Here is an 18,694-nt window from a genome sequence, read left to right as displayed (position 1 = left end):
CGGATAAAATCGCCTATAAATGATGCAATTTGCGTATTTTTAAGAAATTTTAACCAAGGATTTCCATGGCAATCTGGAATAAAGACCTGAATTTAGAAGAAATAAACAAGTTCAACCAAAAGACGATCCTCGAACATATCGATATTAAGATTACAGACTACACTGATGACGAACTTATTGGAACAATGCCAGTTAACTCCCAGACACATCAGCCCTATGGAATTCTCCATGGTGGTGCAAGTTGTGTACTAGCAGAGAGTCTTGGAAGTATCGCTTCCAATCTATGTCTTAATACAAGTAAACAATATGCTGTTGGTCTCGAGATTAACGCAATCCATGTAAGACCTGTGAAGTCTGGACTAGTAAGAGGTGTTGCTAAGAATATTCACCTAGGTAAGACGACTCACATCTGGGATATTAAAATCTATAACGAAGAAAACAAATTAGTTTGTATTTCTCGTCTAACAATGGCCGTGGTGAATCACTAATGGAACAATCAATCTATCAAAAATATGGTGGTTACAACACCATTTACAATATTATCTATGAGCTCTATCTGGAACTCTGCGACCACCCAGAAATAGCTATTCACTTTGTTGGTGTTGACCTGGATAGATTGATTAAACTCCAGACACAATTTGTCTCTAGGGCCTTAGGTGCTGAAATAGAATACATGGGAAGACCTTTAAAAAGGGCTCACCATTTTCTCGATATCACAAACTTTCAATATAACGAAGTTCAAAAGATTTTTACAAAGCTCTTTATAAAAAATGGATTCTCTGAAGAAGACGTAAAAGTTGTTAAAGAGTTATTGATTGCTGAAAGAGAAAAGATTGTAACTGCAAAGTGGAGCTTTTATCGATATGATCGTTAAGCCCTTCTATGCAGTTATAAATTATTTTGAAAATGTTCTTAGAAAAAGAGGCGCCTTAGTGGAAGACTAGTCTTAGACTAGACTCCCTCTGGCTTATAGAAAGCTTCTTTGGTAAATTTCTGGCCTGTTTTAGGATGCTTTACAATTCTTGATAATACAAAGTGAAAGAGTAGTGGGTTGAGTCTATAGATCTCATCGACAATTTCTTTCTCTTCAGCTGTTATATAACCCTTCTCTTCAAGATCTGTTGTTCTATAGATCCAATTAATCGCAGGAAGAGGATAGTCCGATCCATATCCCACTCTATTGTGAACTTGTGGATTTGAAAGAATAACATCGAGAGGTTTTCCAAGTCTTTCGTAAATTAGAAGGCTTGAAATCTCTGAGTAGAGTAAGTCATCATACTTCTTGTTATGAAACATTCTCCAAAAGAGATCAAAACAATCTACGACCTTATCTCCATTATCATAGTCTTTACATTTACCTCTTGAAGCAAGGTGTGCCATTAAAACCTTTAGCCCCATATCAAGTGGAACTCTAAGTTTAAGAGGGTTGGCGAGAGCTTGATAGGCTTCTCCCTCAACAGCCTTTTCTTCACCTGCATGAGATAGAAGAATCATATTGTACTTCTTCATCATCTTGTAGAAAGGAATTACTCTTTTAGCTGCAGGATCCATTCCCATGGCATTTGGTAACCATTTAATATACTTCACTCCTCTCTTCGCCCACTTCTCAAGTTCGATAAGAGCGTCTTTACGATAAGGGTGAACAGACATCACAGGGACAAAGTACTCAGGATACTTTTGTGAAATCTTCCATATATATTCATTAGGAATATAGAACTCTGTATGCTCGTGATTAATTGTTCCATCGGCATTATAATGCCTATCAAATGCAAGGATGTGTGTCTTAAACTTCATTGGCATATACTTATGAAGCCTCACAATTCTATCGATATATTGTTGATCGGCGTTCTCTTTATCAGTTACACCTGAAGCACTCATATAAACATTATAACGATTGTACTTACCTAAGTGCTTCCACCACATCTTCATCATTGGATTGATTTCAATCCCAGAGTCAGAATTCCCCAAACCCACTACATGGAAGTGCATATCATGTAGCTTCTTTTCATCGATACCTTCAAAAGCATCTGCAACCATTTTCTTGGCAGCAGGACTTAATTTGGCATCAATTTGCTCTGGTTCATAGTCAAAGTCACCACCCAATTTGTTATAAAGGAGAGAACAAGATGAAAGTAAAAATACTGATGTTATAACTAATAATTTATTCATTAAAAAAGCCTTAAACCTTTTTCACCACTCCATTTATACATAAGAAGAGCCGAAAAATGATTCTTATTATTTCTATTTCTAAAGTTACCTAGTCCTAGTTGATATGAGGACTTACCTTTAGTAAATTGTCCTAAAAGCATCGTCATTTGAGAATCTTGATCATATTCTTTAGCTGTATAATTAACATTTAATAAAGCAAGCATCTTATCTTCTGCTAATTTATAACCAAAGACTGAAGTTAAACTTTTTACGGTATCTTCGGGTTTTACGATAAGGTTAGATGTCTCTTCTGCAATGAATAACTCTTTTGTGTCATAATCAATTTCTTCAACTCTATAAAGATTGAGAAGAACAAATTTCTTATAGGCCAGTGCTAAGTTCACACCGTAGTAGCCCTTAGTATTATCTGCCCCACAGTTAACTGAGTTAGAACAATCAAATCCCTGAAGATCATTGAGGTTTCTATATCCGCTCGATCTTCCGATATACATTCCAAAGAATGAAATTGGGAAAAAATCCATCTGTTGAGAGATATAATTCACAACACCGCTTGTTTTAATTTGAACAGAAGGTCTGAAATAACCATAGAATGCTTTGTTCTTGTCGCTATTCCAAAACTTATAAGCGTAACCCAAGTCACCATCAACACTTGCTCCAAGTGAATAAGTTCTTATCGTTGTTTGTAGTGAATAATCAGTTTGACCAAATGTACTCAATGCATAGAGTGCAATAATTACTAAAATAATATTCTTAATCATAATTTACTCGTTAAATAGACTTCCCTGAAGATTATCAATTTCCATTCCTAATGCTTTTCGAGATTTATCAGAGATCTCTCTTCCTCTAGGAGTACGAATAAGAAAACCTTCTTTTAATAGATAGGGTTCATAGACATCTTCAATAGTATTTCTGTCTTCCCCAAGTGTGGCACACAGAGCCTCAACTCCAACAGGCCCGCCATTATAATAATCAGCGATTACCGATAGAATTTTACGATCCATACGGTCTAAACCGTTCGGATCAATTTCCATCATATCGAGTGAGTGATCAACATCATCCATTGTCACTGTGTTTGAATTTCTGACGACGGCAAAATCACGAACTCTCCGAAGAATTCTATTTGCAATCCTTGGTGTCCCTCTTGAACATTTTGCCATTTTTAAACGCGCCTGCTCTTCAATAGAAAGACTAAGTTTCTTCGCATTATTTTCTATGATCTTGGCCAACTCCTCATCAGCATAAAAGTCAAAATGCAAATGGGCCATGAATCTGTCACGAAGAGGGTTTGATAAAAGTCCAGAACGAGTTGTTGCTCCGATTAGTGTGAAAGGGGCAATATCAATTTGCATTGTTCTCGCCGCAGCTCCTTCACCTATTACAATATCAAGACGATAATCCTCCATCGCAGAATAAAGAATTTCTTCTACTGAAATATGCATACGGTGAATTTCATCAATAAAGAGAACATCACGTGCTTCTAAGTTTGTTAGAATTGCAGCAAGGTCACCTTTCTTCTCAATTGCTGGCCCAGAAATAACATGTAACTCAGAACCTAGGGCCTTCGAAATAATCATAGCAAGTGAAGTCTTCCCTAAACCAGGAGGACCAGAAAGAAGAACATGATCCATAGACTGACCACGCATTCTTGCTGATTCGACCATCACATCAATATTTTGTACGATTTTTGTTTGTCCAATATACTCAGAAAAATTCTCGGGTCTTAAGAGAATCTCTCTTTTAACTTCTTCTTCTCCAAGTTCTGGATCAAAAATTCTATCATCCATTCTTAGACCTCTTTAAGAACAAGGTGAACAAGTTGTTCAGGTCGAGTAATTTGATTTTCAGTCATTATCTTTTGGGCCAAAGGTACTATCTTCTCTTCTTTAAATCCCAATTCCTTACAGGCAAGAAGCGTATCTTGAAGAATAGACTCGTCATAAATTGGCATATCTGCAGAGACTTCTTCTTCCATTGGCTCAAGAGAAAAAGATATTTGCGAGTTATCAACATGATCATGTGATGATTGTGGATTTACCACAAGAGATTTTCCAGCATACATCTTAATTTTCGCAACTTTATTGCTTAGATCTAAGATCATTTGACTGGCGGCCTTTGCTCCAATTCCCGGTGCTTTTGTTAGAGTCTTTTTATTCTCAAAGAGAATCGCATCTATAATATTGCCAACCCCTACACTTGAAATTAGAGAGAAAGCAGACTTAGGCCCGACACCCTTCACTGTTGTAAGCATCTCAAACATTTTCTTCTCACGAAGTGTTCTAAAACCGTAAAGATCTTCTGAAGCTTCACGAACGATATGAGAAATAAAGATGGCGGCTTTAGAGCCCTCTGGTAAAACGTGCTGAAAATAGATTTGATGACCAATTCCAGAATTAGTCAAAAGGATAAGTTCATTTCCATCACTGAAAATTACTTCTCCTTGTATAAGTCCAATCATAATGTCCCTACTTGGAAAAAACTTGTTTTAGTGTGCGTCCTTTACTGTAGCTCAATTGTCCCTTCTTTTTAGGACTTTGTCCACGACCCTTTCCACGATTCAAAGCGTGACAAAGCGCTATAGCAAGGGCATCCGACTCATCGTTTGTTTTGAATTTGATATTTCCAAAGATCATTTTCAATGTCTTTTCAACACCTTCTTTTGCCGCGTGTCCATGACCCGCCACAGAAGATTTAATAAGATTTGGTGAGTATTCAAAAATTTTCTTCTTATATTTTTCACTTAGTCCCGCAATTAACGCACCTCGCGCCTGCGCAAGTTTAGCAAGAGAGGGAATTGACTGCACATAGATCAAAGATTCTAATGCAACTTCATTAGGCTCATATTCTGCAACAAGATTTTTTGTGGATTCTGAAATATCAGCTAATCGATCAAGAAACTCCGGAATCTTATCAAAACGATGAACACCCGAAGCAATATATTTGAATTTCTTTCCTTGCACCTCAATAACTGCCCAACCAGTTTTTCGAGAGCCCGGATCTATACCAAGAATAATCATAAGATCATTCTACTTACTTTGATTTAGATTTAACAGCAGAACCGATATAGAAAACGGCTGAGCCACCTAAGAACTGAACTAACTCTAAGTGCCCGTAATCACCCTTTGTAAGTCCTGCGAAAAGGCAAAGACCAACAGAGGCGAAACCAATTAATTGAAGTCCTAGTCCGAAATAAAAAGACATATCTTCTCCTTTGATAAGGCTTATACACTTTCTGGTGGAGAATTGCCAACTATAGGCCATCTCCTGTAGTATGAGGCTCGATGGAAAAGATTTTATATGCAAAACCAGTAATAGATAACGAGATTGAAGTTCTTAAAAAGAAATGTCTCGAACTTAACTCCAAAGGAGTTCACCCTTCACTTAAGGTTATTCTTGTTGGTGAAGATGCTGGCAGCGTTATTTACACTAGAAATAAAAAGCGCTTTTGCGAAAAAATCGGGGCAGATTGTGAGATCGTTAAACTCGATGAACAAGTTAGTGAAAACGACTTCTTAGAGATTGTTGCAAATTATAATAACGATTCTCAGGTCCATGGAATTCTCATCCAACTCCCGCTTCCAGCTTCTCTTTCTCATATCGATACAACTAATTTAGTTCGTCCAGAAAAAGATGTTGATGGTTTTCACTTTTATAATGTGGCCAAACTTTTCGCTGGCAACAAGGGGGATAAAGAGCTTATTCCTTGTACCCCAAAAGGTATCGTCACAATGTGTCGTCATTACGGGATTGAATTAGAAGGTAAGAAAGTTGCAATCGTAGGTCGCAGTATTATTGTTGGTAAACCCCTGAGTTTATTGCTTACTAATCATAATGCCACTGTCACTCTCGCTCACTCTAGAACTGCTAATCTCAAAGAAATTACTCGTGATGCAGATATTATCATCACAGCTATCGGTAATCCGAAAATGTTCGGTAAAGAATATTTTAGAAATGACCAGAGTCAGATCGTTCTAGATGTTGGGATCTCAAGTATGCCCGAGGGTGGAATTGCTGGTGATTGTGATTTTCATCAAATCAAGGATCAGCTAAAGGCCATCACACCTGTTCCAAAAGGTATTGGCCCAATGACTATTTTTTCAGTGGCCCAAAACCTTTTACAGGCATCAGAAAATAGCTTATAAAATTCTCAATGTAATTTTTAGGAGGCTTTATGAGCAGGACTTCTCTCTATGAGGAACACGTTGCATTAAAAGCGAAGCTAGCTCCATTTGCTGGTTTTGAAATGCCAATTCAATATTCAGGTGTTAAGGCCGAAGTTCAAGCAGTTAGGGATAATGTTGGAGTATTTGACGTTTCTCACATGGGTGAGTTCTTCGTTGAAGGAAGGGACGCTATTTCCTTTGTTGACTACCTCATCACGAATGACTTTCAAGGTGCTTCAATTGGCAAGGCCGTCTACTCTCCACTTTGTAGAGATAACGGGACAGCAATTGATGATCTCATTGCATATAAACTAGAAGAAGAAAAAGTTCTTATCTGTGTTAATGCTGCCAATATAGAAAAAGATTGGAATTGGATTGATTCAAAGAAGAGTGGATTTGATATTGAACTAACAAATAGATCTGATGAATTTTCACTCTTAGCTATTCAAGGTCCGAAGACGGAAGATTCTCTTGCGAAGCTTGGATTTAAAAATACTGATGCAGAATACTACTCAGCATTTGAAAGCACTTGGAATGATCAACCTGTAATACTAGCAAGAACAGGTTACACTGGTGAAGATGGCTTTGAGATTTTTGGTTCTCATGAAACGATCAAAACACTTTGGAAACAAATGATGGATATTGGCGTGACTCCTTGTGGTCTCGCTTCAAGAGACGTTCTAAGACTTGAGGTTTGTTATCCTCTTTATGGTCACGAACTCAATGACGAACTTACTCCACTGGACGCAGCCCTTAAATGGACCGTAAAAGAAAAGAAAGAAAAGTTTATTGGAAAAGACTCACTCGTCGGTGCGACATCTCAGAAAAGACTCGTTAAACTTTCACTTGATAAAGGTATTCCAAGAGAAGGGTATCCAGTCTTAGATTCTAATGACAAAGAAATTGGAATTGTTACTTCTGGTACAATGTCTGTTACAACTGGCAAAGGTATTTGTTTGGCACTAATTGACAGAGAAAATTTTCCAGAAAATAAAGAGTTTAAAATTCAGGTTAGAAAAAATATAATCAATGCTAATTATCATACAAAAGCATTTGTAAGCGGAGGTCACAAATAATGGCAAACATTCCAGCAGAACTTAGGTACACAAAAGAGCACGAATGGGCAAAACTTGAAGGTGAAATCGTAACAGTTGGTATTACTGATTTTGCTCAGTCTTCATTAGGTGACATCGTTTTCGTTGAACTTCCAGAAGTGGGAGATGAGCTAGATAAAGATGGAACTTTTGGAGCTGTAGAATCTATTAAATCAGCTTCTGATCTTTACAGCCCTCTTTCAGGAGAAGTTGTAGAAGTTAATGAAGAACTAGTTGATTCTCCAGATAACTTAAACTCTGACCCATATGGTGCATGGATGATTAAGTTAAAAGTTTCTAACTCTTCAGAGCTTGAAGAACTTCTTAGCGCAGAGGATTATGCACCTCTTTGTGAAGAATAAATAAAGTAAGAAATTAAAAGAATATAAAGGCCCTCTTGTAAAAAATACTGAGGGCCTTTTTATTTTTAACGTAAAATTCAAGCCTTATATTAACAACAAATTAGATTGAAAATTATCAAGAAATACTTAACGCTTTCCTAAATAAAAAAATTGCACACTCTCCTTTTTTTTCCTTTACGAAAGGCCCCGCAAGTCGCATACTGCCTTTCGTCCCTTAAGCAGGACCTCGGTAATTACTCATTAAAAAGGTAATAAATGATCGAAAATCAAGAATCAATTCAACTAATCAATACAGCAATCATCAAAGGTAAAGAAAAGAAGATTGATACGACGTATGAAGACAGATTAAGCAAGGCTTGTCAGTCAACAGCTATCAAAGCGATTAGTAATGCAATTTCTCAATTAGCAGAAAGTGAAAAGATTTCTTACGATCAAGCTGCGATTCAAATTGTTGAAACTATCAAAGAGCTAGATAAAGTTTGGACTGACTACGTTCTTATGGAAGGGATTAACAATATCAAGAGAATGCTTAAAGACAATCAAGGTCAAAATCACCACTAAGTCGTTTAGCTTCTCGTTACGGCAAATCCCCATTCAATTGATGCTCTACCGTTTTTAACCATACCACTTGGTGGGTTTGGAAAAGGTCCAGCTTTATTAAATGATTCAACTGCAGCTTCATCAAGCTCACTTACACCTGACGACCCCTTAATGAAAACTTCTACAATATTACCCTTGTCATCAATTGTAACTTTTAAAGAAGTCATATGTTTATCAGAAGCCGGAAATCTTCCCTTCCTTCTGTAAAGCTTATCCATTTTATCTCTTAGAGATTTTCCCCAGTGTTGTTCAAGTCTTTGCTTAATTCTAAAGTAGAATCCATAGTACATATTCTCTTTAGTGTTTAACTGAGTCATATCCCCCAAAGGAACATCATCGAGATAGTCATTATTACTAGCGAGCCCCTTGCTTTTAACATCACCATTTTTCAACCCCTTAACTAGTTGCTTTTGCTTCTTAAGGGCCTGAGTTGGTTTAGTCACTGCAAAATCTGCGAAACTGAACTTCTTAGTTCCGTTCTTAGACTTCTTCATGGCCTTATCTGACTTATTCTTCTTAGATTTCTTTTGCGTAATCTTCTGAGCCTTACTATCAATAAGTGCATTACCCTTACCGGCCTTATTAAATTTATCTACTCTACTGGCCTTAGTTTCTCTCTCTGTCGCATTATCAAACTTACTATAGTACTTAGCCTCTTTTTCAATTTCTAAGTTACGTTTTTCTGTCGTCACCATTTGCTTGAGTTTCTTAGGCTTACGCTTGTTAAAAATAAGCTTTATACGCTTCTCTTTTGGCTTCTCAGTGATTTTAGTGAGGCTTTCTATAGATGGTAGGAGCTTGGACGGCATCAGAGCAATATGAGCAAATAGCGACATGATGGCCGCGGCCCAGATGATCTTCTTTGTCTCAATTCTTCTATTTCGCACAAAAGCTCCTCAAGCGATAGTCAGATTATAACATTACGCCTTTAGAGCTTTATCGGAACTTGTTTATTTAATTTTAGGATTTATTGATTTTTGTAATATTCTTCATCTTCGAAGATATCACCTTCAGACTTAGCAGCTTCTTTCTTCTTAAAATATGAGCTAATTGAGTCATTCCCAGGCTCAGTACCCTCTACAAAAGACTCCAAGAAAGCGTTCGGCTCATTTTGCTCGGCAACTCGTCCAGTTTGTTTATCTACGTAGACATTCAAGATACCTAGAGGAATTTGGAAGTCCCTTTCACCATATTTCTTGATACTTTCACGCATATAACCTGACCAAATTGGTAAGGCTGACTTCGAGCCAGTTTCACCCCAACCCATTGTCTTATTATTGTCAAAACCTGCCCACACTCCAGTAACAATATTTTGTGAGAATCCCATGAACCAGGCATCTACGTAGCTACTCGTTGTTCCAGTTTTTCCGCCCAGAAAATTACTCACCTGCTTTGCTCTTCTTCCTGTCCCATTATGAACAACTCCCTTTAAAAGGTTTGTCATAATATAGGCCAGTCTTGGATCGTAAACCTGTTCTTCATTTAGTGAGAGATAGAATGGATTTACTTTTTCTTCCTTTTCTTCTTCACCTTCTGGAGCTTTCATCTCTTGAGCTGCTTTTTCAACATCTAACTCTTCACTAGACTCGACGACCTTTTCTTCTGTTTCCGCTGGTGTCTCATCTTGAATATAATATTCCTTACCTTCTCTATCTACGATAGATGTAATGAATTTTGGTACAACTTTTTTTCCACCGTTTGGATAAATAGAATATGCCTTAACCATTTCAAGGAGGGTTGCTCCAAATGATCCTAGAGAAATACTTAGGTCATTCGGCATCTCTGCATCAAAACCTGTTCTCTTTAAGAATTCGTGAATCTTAGACATTCCCAGATCTAGTGCGATTTTAATTGTTGGGATATTACGACTTAACTCAAGAGAATTTCTAAATGTCATCGCTCCTTTAAATTTTCCATCGTAATTTCTAGGCTTCCAATTTAAAGAACTATCAGCACCACCAAGGGCTTCTGGTGTATCTAGAATTATTGTATTTGGAGTGTATCCATTTTCTAGTCCTGCTGCGAAGAGGGCCGGTTTAAAAGCAGACCCAGGTTGTCTCTTTGACTGAAGCGCCCTGTTAAATTTCGACTTATCATAATCTGTTCCACCAACCATTGAGACAACTTCACCAGTAAAAGGATTTAGTGAAAGGAGTGCAGCTTGAACTTCAGGCTCTTGTTCTAAAGAGCATAGGAGGTAACTTTGTTTCTTTACAAATTCCTTATCTCTAGACTTTTCTAGATAGGACTTAAACCCTCTCCATACTTGTGACTGAAGACTTGTTTTCTTTTCAAGAATTTTTACACGAATAATGTCTCCGGCCTTAACGATAGAAGATGGAGAAGTAACATATGGAAAGTACTGCCTGTCTTCTGACAAGCTTCTTTCATGGGCCCAACGAAATTCAGAATACGGAATGATTCCTGTCACACCACCAAGTGAAACATAGATAATTCTTGCTCTGTCATCTACGGCTTCGACTACAGCATTATGAAAGTCACCTTTATTCAACTGCGCCAAAAGCGGATCATCGCTAATATTACCTGCTCTAAATCTTGAGTTATAAAGTGAGGCCCTTTCTTCATTTTTCTTAGCTAGAATATCTTTCAGTTCTTCTTCATTAAAATTGATTTCATAACTTCTGTTTAATTCATCATTTAAAATAAAGTAATGAGAGTTGTCCTGGTATAGCTCTTTTCTAAATTTCTGATAATGCTCAATTCTCTTTTCTTCAGGTACAAATCCAATTGGTCCATTAAAGCCTTGTCTCTTATCGATGTCCCTTGCACCCTCGCGAATTTCTTTTTCTGCGACTTTTTGAAGATCGTAATCGAGAGTCGTAAGAACTTTAAATCCATTTCTTAAGAAGTTCTCCTCTCCTACTAAATCAACAACTTGTTGCCTTACATATTCAGTGAAGTAAGCGGCCTTAAAGCCCTCACCTCTTTTGATTCGATACTTAATCTTTTCGTTAACAGCTTCTTCATATTGCTCTTTTGTAATCTTTCCATTTGCTAACATTCTACCTAGAACATAGTTTTGTCTGGTTTTTGCAAATTTAGGATTGATATAGGGTGAATACTTTCCAGGCGCAACAAGAAGTCCTGCAATAAGTGCAGCTTCAGCTACTGTTGTTTCAGAAAGTTCTTTATCAAAGTAACCTCTATATGCTGATTTAACCCCATAGTATCCACCACCAAGATAAACTTGGTTGAGATAAAGAAAGAGGATCTCATCCTTACTGAACCTTTTTTCAATTTTCTGAGCAAGTAAGAAGTCTTTAATCTTACGAGTTACAGATCTTTCTCGAGATAGAAGAAGCGACTTTGCCACCTGTTGTGTAATTGTACTTCCCCCTTGAACGACACGACCAGCTTTAATATTAGCAAGCATGGCCCTCATAATTCCAAGGTAGTTAACTCCTGTATGATCATAGAAGTTTGCATCCTCAGCTGATAAGAAAGCATCAACAATCAGCTTTGGGATTTCATTAATTTGTACAATATCTCTATTTTCAACACCAATTTCTGCTAAAACGGCCCCATCCTTAGAAAGGATTTGTGACTTGATTGCTGGCTTATAGTCTGCAAGTGATGAGATTTTTGGTAAACTAAAAGAGAAATAAATCATTACGGAAAATACAAATAATCCGCCTATAAGTGCTGTAAATGATCCTAAGAGTAATAGTCTTGATAGGATTTTCTTCATAAAACTTCTTCCAATTGAGAGCAAATTGGACTGAGCTCTCTTCTTGTTGTTGCAATATTTGCGGCATCAAGGGTGCCGTCTGTTTTAATATTAATCATTAATATATTTGAATTATCCACATTCTTTAACGTGGAGTAGATTTTTCCGTAGAGTCCTAGTAGGTAGCCATCTGGACTTTTAAATTGAAGCTTATCTGAAAGGGAGTTGATCACGACTAGCCTATCAACAGGTAACCCTATAAGTCCTTCCCTTGATAAGAAATTCTTCTTTAGAGGCGTATCATAAGAATTGATATTGAGACCTTGTTTTAGGATAGCTTGAAAATCACCTTTAGACGTATAGCGAACACTTCCCTCTTCCTTATCATATTCAGGAAGCCATAAGCTCTTACTTGAGGTTTTTAATCTTTTGCTCGAGATATTTTTGTCGATGAACTTATTCCATTCTCGATTCCACTCTTTGGAATACGGAGTGAACTTATCTTTACGAAGCTCTCTATAAATTTTCCATTTAATTTGCTCCGGAGAATCCCCCTGTGCAAATAAAGCCGCAATAATGGCCGAGAACCCTGCTCCAGAAATGAGTCTAACCTGGCGATCCATTTTCTCAAAACACTTAAGCACGTCTACCGCATCAAGTGATTTATAAAGAGACGGTGCAATCAGAACTCCAAATGTTTTTGACGTATTCTGCCCATTTTGAATTATTTCATCCTCGTCAAACACCGGCCCGTAGGCACCAACTTGATCTTGAGGATCAATGATCGCTGAGCTCTCTGTAACCTGATCAAAGCTTAACTCAACACTCGCAAACCCCTGAGTCTCTTTTTTCTTAGTTGTTGTACAAGAAACAATAATGAGTGTGATTAAAAATATTAGAGAAGATTTCTTAAGCATCGATCTCTTTTTCTTCTAAGCTCTCAGTTAATACTGTAATTTTTTTCTCAACTTCACCTAGATACTTCTTGCAGTCAGTATAGAGTTTTACTCCCGATTCAAAGTTCTTAATACTCTCATCGAGACTAAGCTCACCTGACTCTAGTCCTGAAACTAATGATTCAAGCTCTTCTAAGTTTTTCTCAAAGTTTATTTTCTTAGCCATAAATACACCGCGTCAAAATATTTACTCTCTAAATGAGAGCTCTCTAGCAAAAATTTCCTAGCTATCTGTCGTATATTACACCATTAAACACAGGGCTTGTAGTTAATTCAGCACGTTACGTGGCGGGTCATTTTTACCTATGTGGATATTTTGGCACAGGATTCGGTATAGTAAGAAGGTAAAGTTTGCCAGGAGGGCAGATGAAAGAGCTATGGGTGCCACTATCAGGAGCTATTGCTCAACAGAGGAAAGTTGAGACAATCGCGAACAATGTTGCCAACGTCAACACGCCTGGTTTTAAAAAAGACGACATTACTTTTAAAGAATATCTTACGACTCTAGATAAGGGCTACCAAGATATCGATTTACCTCGTCAGGAATGGGCCCCTGAAGATTTCTACAGAAGTTATGGAGCTGAACACGCCAAGGTTAAGGTCGATGCAAGCTTTGTTGACTTCACTCAAGGTCAACTTTCTCCAACAGGAAATAATTTAGATATTGGACTTAGGGGTAAAGGTTTTCTGGAAGTTCAAACTCCTAATGGCATTCGTTATACACGTCGTGGAATCTTATCAATTAGAAATGATGGAACATTAATTACCGATCAAGGATTTCCTGTTCTTGCTAGATCTAATGACCCCAAAGCTCCTGCAGAAGGGCGTCAGATAGTTCTCCCAACAGCGGCACGAAATGTTGCAATTACTCTTCAAGGTGATATCTTCGCGGATAATCAACCAGTAGCTAAAATTAATATCTCAGAATTCAATGATATTCACGCTCTTAGAAAAGAAGGTGGATCTCTTTTTATAAACAAAGACCTCAACAACTTAAAAGCTGAAACTAAGACAAGTGTTCACCAAGGTTTTGTCGAACAGTCAAACGTCAATGCAGTCAGTGAGATGTCTGAACTAATCAAAGCACACAGACATTTTGAGGCAATTCAAAATGTCATTAAAACATATGATCAAGTTAGCCAGAAAGGTGTTAACGAAATAGGAAAGTTCTAGGAGTAGTATGAAGAAGTTATTTATTACAAGTTTCGCACTAGCAATATCTTTTAAGGGCTATTCAATGATGAGAGCTCTCAATACAGCTGCAACAGGAATGGCAACTCAAGAGATGAATGTTAGTACTATTTCAAACAATGTCGCTAACTTGAATACGACAGCATATAAGAAGCAACGAGCTGAAATGGAAGATCTTCTCTATGAGACAGTAACTGAAGCAGGAGCGAGATCGGCAAACAATACAATGTACAATGTTGGCCTACAAGTTGGTTCAGGTTCTAAGGTTAGTGCTGTTAGAAAGGAGTTCATTCAAGGTGCTCCTCAAGTAACAAACAACCCTTTTGATCTTATGATTAATGGTCAAGGTTTCTTTGGGATTATTGATGAAAATGGCCAAACACTCTATACCAGGGATGGTTCGTTCAATGTTGATAGCACTGGAAATCTCGTCAACAAGCAAGGATATAGAGTCTTTCCAGGCTTTACATTCCCGCCAGGGACAAAGAGTGTCAACATCACGGCAAACGGTACAGTTGAAGTTTTTCTACAAGGACAAGTTCAGCCTAACGTAGTCGGACAAATTCCAGTTTTTACATTCATTAACCAAGTGGGACTTAAGTCAGCAGGTGGAAACTTATACAGATTAACTGCTTCAAGTGGTGAAGCTATTCAAAATATTCCAGGTCAAAGTAATTCAGGTCGTATTCAGCAAGGTGCTCTTGAGTCTTCAAATGTAACGATTATGAATGAAATGACAAATCTAATTAGAGCTCAAAGAGCTTACGAGATGAATTCAAAGGTTATGGGAGTAGCTGATCAAATGCTACAGACTGTTAACAACATTAGGTAATAGATGAATAAATTTTTATTCTTAACACTCTTTTCTCTTACAACACAAGCTTGCCTAATTAACGGAGCAAGCTCTCTTATCGTATTTGGTAAAGAAAAGAGAATTACTTTTGATTCAAAAGATTGTTCTACACAACAGATTCAATCTATTTCTGAGTTTGTAAAAGAATCAAGCGGTACTATAAGCAACAGCTATATGAAACGCATTCCAGAACTCAAGACAATTACGATCAAACCTGAATCTATAAGAGTTCGACGCCTTGAAGATATCGTTCACAATAGACTTAATCTTTCAAACGATCAAAAAGTCGAGCTCATTCAGCAAGACTTCTCGTCACAGTTCTACAAATTGAATAATGACGAGTTTTTAGAAGTTTATTGTGAAGACTGTAATAATGGTAAAATCAATAATTTTAAAATTGTTAAATCTAATGGAACGACAAAAGAGACAACTTGGGTCAAAGGAAAAGTTTTAACGGCAGTAAAATCATTTATCGCTAAAAAGAATATAAATCTAACTTTCCAACCACTAAATAAGGCTGACTTTGAATTTAAGACGATCTATGTCGCATCTCCAGAGAGAGTTTTTACGACAAACCATTCTCTTAGTTTCTTCAGACTAAATAAGACTATCCGAAAGGGTCATACTCTTGAATCAGCGGATTTAACTCCTGTTCCATTAGTACAATATGGAACTCCTGTCTCTGTTCAGCTCAACAAAGATAATCTGAACATGAAACTTATGGCCAATCCTCTTGCGACAGGAAAGCTTGGTGATACGGTCAGATTAAAGAATAGAAATTCTAATAAAATATTTTTTGGAAAAGTAATAGGAATAAATAAAGTAAAGGTTGAATTATGAGACTTGTTTTGTCACTTGTGACATTATTAACATTCACTTCATGTGCTAACTACATCAACAAGATGCATTCTGAGTTTGATCGTGCTGATGGTAGAGTCTATGCAAAGGAAAAAGTAAGAAAAGATACATTTGATAGGTTTAGACAGCAAAGAAGATCAACAAGACCTTCAACTTCTTCACGTGCCAATGTTCTTCCTCAAGTTAAAAGACAATATGTTTCTCAACAACAAACAAAGAGAAGGTACACAGCAAATGACTTAGTTGATAATTCATCAAGTGCTAGTCTTTGGTCTGGATCAGGAAATGATAACTACCTATTCACTAAGAATAAGTGGAAGAGAAATGGTGACATTGTTCTCATTAATGTTAAGTCTGGATTAAAAAGGGCCATTACTCTTGAACTTAAAAGAGCCTTTCCAACTATGCCTAAGAAGAAAAAGACTGCTGCCGCAGCTCCTGCTGCAAACCAGCCGGCTCAAGTACCAGCAGCAAATAATGAAGAAGAAAATAAAGACGAAAAAACTTATGACAAAATTTCGAGTGTCATTATTGAAGAAATTAGTAAGGACCACCTTCTTGTAAGAGGACAAAAGTTCTTACTCTATAGAAATGGAAAACACTTAATTGAAGTACAGGCCCTAGTGGCAAGAAAAGATATTCTAGATGACGATACAGTAGATTCGAATTCATTCTTAGAATCTACAGTGCAGGTACTGAGGTAATTCATGAAGAAGTTTATTGCGATAACATTGTCACTTTTCACTCTTTGTAGTTATGCAAAGATGGAGAGACTTAAGGAAATTGCCACAGTTAAAGGTGTACGCGACAACCCTATTGTGGGTTATGGTTTAGTTATTGGCCTAAATGGTACAGGAGATGGCGGTGGTGAGATTACTAACACATCACTTAAAAGAATGTTTCAAAAGCTCGGTCTAAATCCAAGGAATGAAATCTCTTCCAAAAATGTTGCCGCTGTAATTGTTACGGCAAAGCTGCCTGCATTTGCGAGACAAGGTCAGAAAGTAGATGTAACAGTTTCTTCAATTGGCGATGCTTCCTCACTTGCAGGAGGAACACTTCTTGTTACACCTCTAAAGGGTGGTGATGGAAATGTTTATGCAATTGCAAATGGTTCTCTCTCTATTGGAGGACTTAAGCAAGGAGCGAAGTTTGCGACGACAGCGTTAATTCCGCAAGGTGCAACAATTGAAAAAGAAATCGCAGTAAACTTTGATCAAAAGAAGTCGCTAAGGCTCAGTCTTAAAAATCCAGATTTCACGACAGCTGCCCGTGTTGAAAGAACTATTAATCAAGAACTTGGTGGAAAATACGCTTCGGCCAAAGATGCAACAACAGTTGATCTCATTATTCCAGTTCAATACCAGAGAAAAGTAGTTCAACTTATGGCAATCATCGAGAACTTTAAGGTTTTTACAGATCGATCGGCTAAGATTGTTATCAATGAAAGGACTGGAACGATTGTAGCTGGTGGTGATTTTGTTCTTAAGCCAGTTGCCATTAGTCATGGAGACCTCTCTATTGAAATCAAGGCTGAAGGACAGGAAGAAGGCAAACCAGGATATATGCACTATCTTGACAAAAAGACTACACTAAATGAGTTAGTAAATAGTCTTAATGCACTTGGTGCGACACCTGAAGATCTTATCTCAATTTTTCAGGCACTTAAGAGAAATGGTGCTCTCGTAGGAGAAATTGAACTGATCTAGAAGTATGTAATATTTATATAGCATTAATCTTTTGATTTTTTTGCTAAAAATGCTAAAATGATAATATAGAAGGGCTTTTCGAGGATTGGAAAGCCAAAGACTCAGGAAGAGTTGTGACTGATATAAGAATACACAGACCACACATTACTAATCAGAATGTTCAAAAACCTAAAAAGTTTGAGGACAGCTCTAAGTATATTCCTGAACAAATTAAAGAAGTCGCTCAATCTTATGAGAAAGAATTTGCAAAAATGATGATTCAAGAAATGCAAAAATCTGTTTCTAAGTATAGCAAAGACTCTTCGGCTAACTTCTACCAGTCCCTAATGACTGATGAGCAGGCCCAGTCTATGACTAAGAATAATGAAGGTGTTGGTACTTCAAAAAATGATTCTCGATCAAATTTATCCGGAACATTAAGAAACCAAGCCAACTATGATTACCAATACGAAAAAGCAAGCTCTAAAGAAGCCTGCAATTGGAATGCACGATCACCCTAAACGTCCACAACAGATAAAGATGTATGGACAAATCGCTGGAGAAAGTCATGAATAACATTGACAGCACAAGATCAAACTTTTTTCCGAATGCTAAACCTAGTACTAAAAATACAGGTAGAGCTAATCAGGTAAATCTAAAGAGCAATAGCTACGAGAAACAAAAGTATATTGATAGCTACACAAAAAGAGATGCTAAAGTCGAAATCCCTGAAGCAGTAAGAGACTTTTCTAAAATTAAGAAAGTTGCTGATGCTGCTGAAGTTGATAACACTCAAAAAATTGCAGCTCTAAAAAAGCAGATTGCTGATGGAACTTACAAAGTTGATTACGATGCTTTAGCAGATAAGATTTTAGGAGAAGAGTTCAGCGTATGATCTCAGAAAAAGAAATCCAAAGATTGAAGATTTACTACTTTCAAATACAGATGTTTGGAAGAGACACTGTGAACTTCACTCAGAGCTTTTTGATCTGACATGTGATGAGTATGCCTTACTACTTGAAAGTGATCTCGATAACCTTGAAGCAAAGATTGCAGATAAGAATAATCTCATTGA

Annotated in this window: 23 protein-coding genes; 13 read left to right on the top strand and 10 right to left on the bottom strand. The window is 37.2% G+C overall.

The window, feature by feature from the left end; genetic code table 11:
- Positions 1 to 65: 65 nt before the first annotated feature.
- A complete protein-coding gene (locus tag M901_RS06945) occupies positions 66 to 488 on the top strand; it encodes a hotdog fold thioesterase (protein WP_021277477.1) in 423 nt (140 codons plus the stop codon).
- Complete coding sequence (locus M901_RS06940; protein ID WP_021277461.1) at positions 488 to 874, top strand: group 1 truncated hemoglobin; 387 nt, start codon at positions 488 to 490, stop codon at positions 872 to 874. Before M901_RS06945 ends, M901_RS06940 begins: the two co-directional genes overlap by 1 nt.
- 77 nt (positions 875 to 951) lie before the next feature.
- Here M901_RS06940 and M901_RS06935 read toward each other — a convergent pair whose 3' ends face one another.
- Genes M901_RS06935 through M901_RS17475 form a run of 6 tightly spaced genes read right to left on the bottom strand, consistent with a single transcriptional unit; the run spans position 952 to position 5,367 of the window.
- Positions 952 to 2,169, bottom strand: a complete 1,218-nt coding sequence (locus tag M901_RS06935; protein ID WP_021277472.1) for an amidohydrolase family protein — start codon at positions 2,167 to 2,169, stop codon at positions 952 to 954.
- Positions 2,169 to 2,927 carry a hypothetical protein gene (locus tag M901_RS06930; protein WP_021277476.1) on the bottom strand — a complete coding sequence of 253 codons (759 nt, stop codon included), beginning with the start codon at positions 2,925 to 2,927 and terminating at the stop codon, positions 2,169 to 2,171. Before M901_RS06930 ends, M901_RS06935 begins: the two co-directional genes overlap by 1 nt.
- Positions 2,928 to 2,930: 3 nt before the next feature.
- Complete coding sequence (ruvB, locus tag M901_RS06925; protein ID WP_021277458.1) at positions 2,931 to 3,953, bottom strand: Holliday junction branch migration DNA helicase RuvB; 1,023 nt, start codon at positions 3,951 to 3,953, stop codon at positions 2,931 to 2,933.
- Positions 3,954 to 3,955: 2 nt separating this feature from the next.
- Positions 3,956 to 4,624 (bottom strand): Holliday junction branch migration protein RuvA, encoded by a 669-nt coding sequence (gene ruvA / locus M901_RS16375; RefSeq protein WP_021277469.1) that lies wholly within the window; start codon positions 4,622 to 4,624, stop codon positions 3,956 to 3,958.
- Positions 4,625 to 4,631: 7 nt separating this feature from the next.
- Positions 4,632 to 5,183 carry a crossover junction endodeoxyribonuclease RuvC gene (gene ruvC / locus M901_RS06915; protein ID WP_021277466.1) on the bottom strand — a complete coding sequence of 184 codons (552 nt, stop codon included), beginning with the start codon at positions 5,181 to 5,183 and terminating at the stop codon, positions 4,632 to 4,634.
- A 13-nt stretch (positions 5,184 to 5,196) separates the two neighbouring features.
- On the bottom strand, positions 5,197 to 5,367 hold the full coding sequence (locus M901_RS17475) for a hypothetical protein (protein ID WP_021277463.1): 171 nt from the start codon (positions 5,365 to 5,367) through the stop codon (positions 5,197 to 5,199).
- An 80-nt stretch (positions 5,368 to 5,447) separates the two neighbouring features.
- Between M901_RS17475 and M901_RS06910 the strand changes: the two genes are divergently transcribed.
- From M901_RS06910 to M901_RS06895, 4 genes are all read left to right on the top strand, one after another.
- Complete coding sequence (locus M901_RS06910) at positions 5,448 to 6,308, top strand: bifunctional 5,10-methylenetetrahydrofolate dehydrogenase/5,10-methenyltetrahydrofolate cyclohydrolase (RefSeq protein ID WP_021277462.1); 861 nt, start codon at positions 5,448 to 5,450, stop codon at positions 6,306 to 6,308.
- Between the two features lie 29 nt (positions 6,309 to 6,337).
- Positions 6,338 to 7,405 carry a glycine cleavage system aminomethyltransferase GcvT gene (gene gcvT, locus M901_RS06905; protein ID WP_021277464.1) on the top strand — a complete coding sequence of 356 codons (1,068 nt, stop codon included), beginning with the start codon at positions 6,338 to 6,340 and terminating at the stop codon, positions 7,403 to 7,405.
- Positions 7,405 to 7,785 carry a glycine cleavage system protein GcvH gene (gene gcvH / locus M901_RS06900; protein WP_021277465.1) on the top strand — a complete coding sequence of 127 codons (381 nt, stop codon included), beginning with the start codon at positions 7,405 to 7,407 and terminating at the stop codon, positions 7,783 to 7,785. The genes gcvT and gcvH overlap by 1 nt, the downstream gene beginning before the upstream one ends.
- 255 nt (positions 7,786 to 8,040) lie before the next feature.
- Positions 8,041 to 8,346, top strand: a complete 306-nt coding sequence (locus tag M901_RS06895) for a hypothetical protein (protein WP_021277467.1) — start codon at positions 8,041 to 8,043, stop codon at positions 8,344 to 8,346.
- 5 nt (positions 8,347 to 8,351) lie between these two features.
- On the opposite strand, the gene M901_RS06890 is transcribed toward M901_RS06895, so the two are convergent.
- The 4 genes from M901_RS06890 to M901_RS06875 form a co-directional block, all read right to left on the bottom strand.
- Entirely contained in the window at positions 8,352 to 9,272 is a 921-nt protein-coding gene (locus M901_RS06890) for an energy transducer TonB (protein WP_021277475.1), read from the bottom strand.
- 80 nt (positions 9,273 to 9,352) lie between these two features.
- The gene (locus tag M901_RS06885) at positions 9,353 to 12,094 is read right to left on the bottom strand and encodes a penicillin-binding protein 1A (RefSeq protein WP_021277474.1); all 2,742 of its coding nucleotides are present in this window, start codon (positions 12,092 to 12,094) and stop codon (positions 9,353 to 9,355) included.
- The gene (locus tag M901_RS06880; RefSeq protein WP_021277468.1) at positions 12,091 to 12,990 is read right to left on the bottom strand and encodes a patatin-like phospholipase family protein; all 900 of its coding nucleotides are present in this window, start codon (positions 12,988 to 12,990) and stop codon (positions 12,091 to 12,093) included. The genes M901_RS06885 and M901_RS06880 overlap by 4 nt, the downstream gene beginning before the upstream one ends.
- Positions 12,983 to 13,195: an exodeoxyribonuclease VII small subunit gene (locus M901_RS06875; RefSeq protein ID WP_021277456.1), complete on the bottom strand. Its 213-nt coding sequence runs from the start codon at positions 13,193 to 13,195 to the stop codon at positions 12,983 to 12,985. The genes M901_RS06880 and M901_RS06875 overlap by 8 nt, the downstream gene beginning before the upstream one ends.
- Before the next feature lie 200 nt (positions 13,196 to 13,395).
- Between M901_RS06875 and flgF the strand changes: the two genes are divergently transcribed.
- The 7 genes from flgF to flgM all read left to right on the top strand — a co-directional run bounded on the left by flgF (position 13,396) and on the right by flgM (position 18,514).
- Complete coding sequence (flgF, locus tag M901_RS06870; RefSeq protein ID WP_021277459.1) at positions 13,396 to 14,202, top strand: flagellar basal-body rod protein FlgF; 807 nt, start codon at positions 13,396 to 13,398, stop codon at positions 14,200 to 14,202.
- A gap of 7 nt (positions 14,203 to 14,209) precedes the next feature.
- Positions 14,210 to 15,052 carry a flagellar basal-body rod protein FlgG gene (flgG, locus tag M901_RS06865; RefSeq protein WP_021277478.1) on the top strand — a complete coding sequence of 281 codons (843 nt, stop codon included), beginning with the start codon at positions 14,210 to 14,212 and terminating at the stop codon, positions 15,050 to 15,052.
- A 3-nt stretch (positions 15,053 to 15,055) separates the two neighbouring features.
- Positions 15,056 to 15,913, top strand: a complete 858-nt coding sequence (gene flgA / locus M901_RS06860; protein WP_021277471.1) for a flagellar basal body P-ring formation chaperone FlgA — start codon at positions 15,056 to 15,058, stop codon at positions 15,911 to 15,913.
- Positions 15,910 to 16,635: a flagellar basal body L-ring protein FlgH gene (locus M901_RS06855; RefSeq protein ID WP_021277460.1), complete on the top strand. Its 726-nt coding sequence runs from the start codon at positions 15,910 to 15,912 to the stop codon at positions 16,633 to 16,635. The genes flgA and M901_RS06855 overlap by 4 nt, the downstream gene beginning before the upstream one ends.
- Positions 16,636 to 16,638: 3 nt before the next feature.
- Positions 16,639 to 17,640: a flagellar basal body P-ring protein FlgI gene (locus M901_RS06850; RefSeq protein WP_021277470.1), complete on the top strand. Its 1,002-nt coding sequence runs from the start codon at positions 16,639 to 16,641 to the stop codon at positions 17,638 to 17,640.
- A 113-nt stretch (positions 17,641 to 17,753) separates the two neighbouring features.
- Complete coding sequence (locus M901_RS06845) at positions 17,754 to 18,140, top strand: hypothetical protein (protein ID WP_021277457.1); 387 nt, start codon at positions 17,754 to 17,756, stop codon at positions 18,138 to 18,140.
- Between the two features lie 47 nt (positions 18,141 to 18,187).
- Positions 18,188 to 18,514, top strand: a complete 327-nt coding sequence (gene flgM, locus M901_RS06840; protein WP_034721049.1) for a flagellar biosynthesis anti-sigma factor FlgM — start codon at positions 18,188 to 18,190, stop codon at positions 18,512 to 18,514.
- The last annotated feature ends 180 nt before the right edge of the window (positions 18,515 to 18,694 follow it).

The organism is Bacteriovorax sp. DB6_IX (genome assembly GCF_000447775.1).
Lineage (GTDB): Bacteria > Bdellovibrionota > Bacteriovoracia > Bacteriovoracales > Bacteriovoracaceae > Halobacteriovorax_A.
The sequence above is the reverse complement of the archived record's forward strand: the minus strand, read 5'-3'. Positions and strand labels throughout refer to the sequence as shown.

What these genes read in the sequence shown, in the direction of transcription:
- M901_RS06945 (WP_021277477.1), top strand. Translation starts at nt 66, where the DNA reads ATGGCAATCTGGAATAAAGACCTGAATTTAGAAGAAATAAACAAGTTC.
- M901_RS06940 (WP_021277461.1), top strand. Translation starts at nt 488, where the DNA reads ATGGAACAATCAATCTATCAAAAATATGGTGGTTACAACACCATTTAC.
- M901_RS06935 (WP_021277472.1), bottom strand. Translation starts at nt 2,169, where the DNA reads ATGAATAAATTATTAGTTATAACATCAGTATTTTTACTTTCATCTTGT.
- M901_RS06930 (WP_021277476.1), bottom strand. Translation starts at nt 2,927, where the DNA reads ATGATTAAGAATATTATTTTAGTAATTATTGCACTCTATGCATTGAGT.
- ruvB (WP_021277458.1), bottom strand. Translation starts at nt 3,953, where the DNA reads ATGGATGATAGAATTTTTGATCCAGAACTTGGAGAAGAAGAAGTTAAA.
- ruvA (WP_021277469.1), bottom strand. Translation starts at nt 4,624, where the DNA reads ATGATTGGACTTATACAAGGAGAAGTAATTTTCAGTGATGGAAATGAA.
- ruvC (WP_021277466.1), bottom strand. Translation starts at nt 5,183, where the DNA reads ATGATTATTCTTGGTATAGATCCGGGCTCTCGAAAAACTGGTTGGGCA.
- M901_RS17475 (WP_021277463.1), bottom strand. Translation starts at nt 5,367, where the DNA reads ATGTCTTTTTATTTCGGACTAGGACTTCAATTAATTGGTTTCGCCTCT.
- M901_RS06910 (WP_021277462.1), top strand. Translation starts at nt 5,448, where the DNA reads ATGGAAAAGATTTTATATGCAAAACCAGTAATAGATAACGAGATTGAA.
- gcvT (WP_021277464.1), top strand. Translation starts at nt 6,338, where the DNA reads ATGAGCAGGACTTCTCTCTATGAGGAACACGTTGCATTAAAAGCGAAG.
- gcvH (WP_021277465.1), top strand. Translation starts at nt 7,405, where the DNA reads ATGGCAAACATTCCAGCAGAACTTAGGTACACAAAAGAGCACGAATGG.
- M901_RS06895 (WP_021277467.1), top strand. Translation starts at nt 8,041, where the DNA reads ATGATCGAAAATCAAGAATCAATTCAACTAATCAATACAGCAATCATC.
- M901_RS06885 (WP_021277474.1), bottom strand. Translation starts at nt 12,094, where the DNA reads ATGAAGAAAATCCTATCAAGACTATTACTCTTAGGATCATTTACAGCA.
- M901_RS06880 (WP_021277468.1), bottom strand. Translation starts at nt 12,990, where the DNA reads ATGCTTAAGAAATCTTCTCTAATATTTTTAATCACACTCATTATTGTT.
- M901_RS06875 (WP_021277456.1), bottom strand. Translation starts at nt 13,195, where the DNA reads ATGGCTAAGAAAATAAACTTTGAGAAAAACTTAGAAGAGCTTGAATCA.
- flgF (WP_021277459.1), top strand. Translation starts at nt 13,396, where the DNA reads ATGAAAGAGCTATGGGTGCCACTATCAGGAGCTATTGCTCAACAGAGG.
- flgG (WP_021277478.1), top strand. Translation starts at nt 14,210, where the DNA reads ATGAAGAAGTTATTTATTACAAGTTTCGCACTAGCAATATCTTTTAAG.
- flgA (WP_021277471.1), top strand. Translation starts at nt 15,056, where the DNA reads ATGAATAAATTTTTATTCTTAACACTCTTTTCTCTTACAACACAAGCT.
- M901_RS06855 (WP_021277460.1), top strand. Translation starts at nt 15,910, where the DNA reads ATGAGACTTGTTTTGTCACTTGTGACATTATTAACATTCACTTCATGT.
- M901_RS06850 (WP_021277470.1), top strand. Translation starts at nt 16,639, where the DNA reads ATGAAGAAGTTTATTGCGATAACATTGTCACTTTTCACTCTTTGTAGT.
- flgM (WP_034721049.1), top strand. Translation starts at nt 18,188, where the DNA reads ATGAATAACATTGACAGCACAAGATCAAACTTTTTTCCGAATGCTAAA.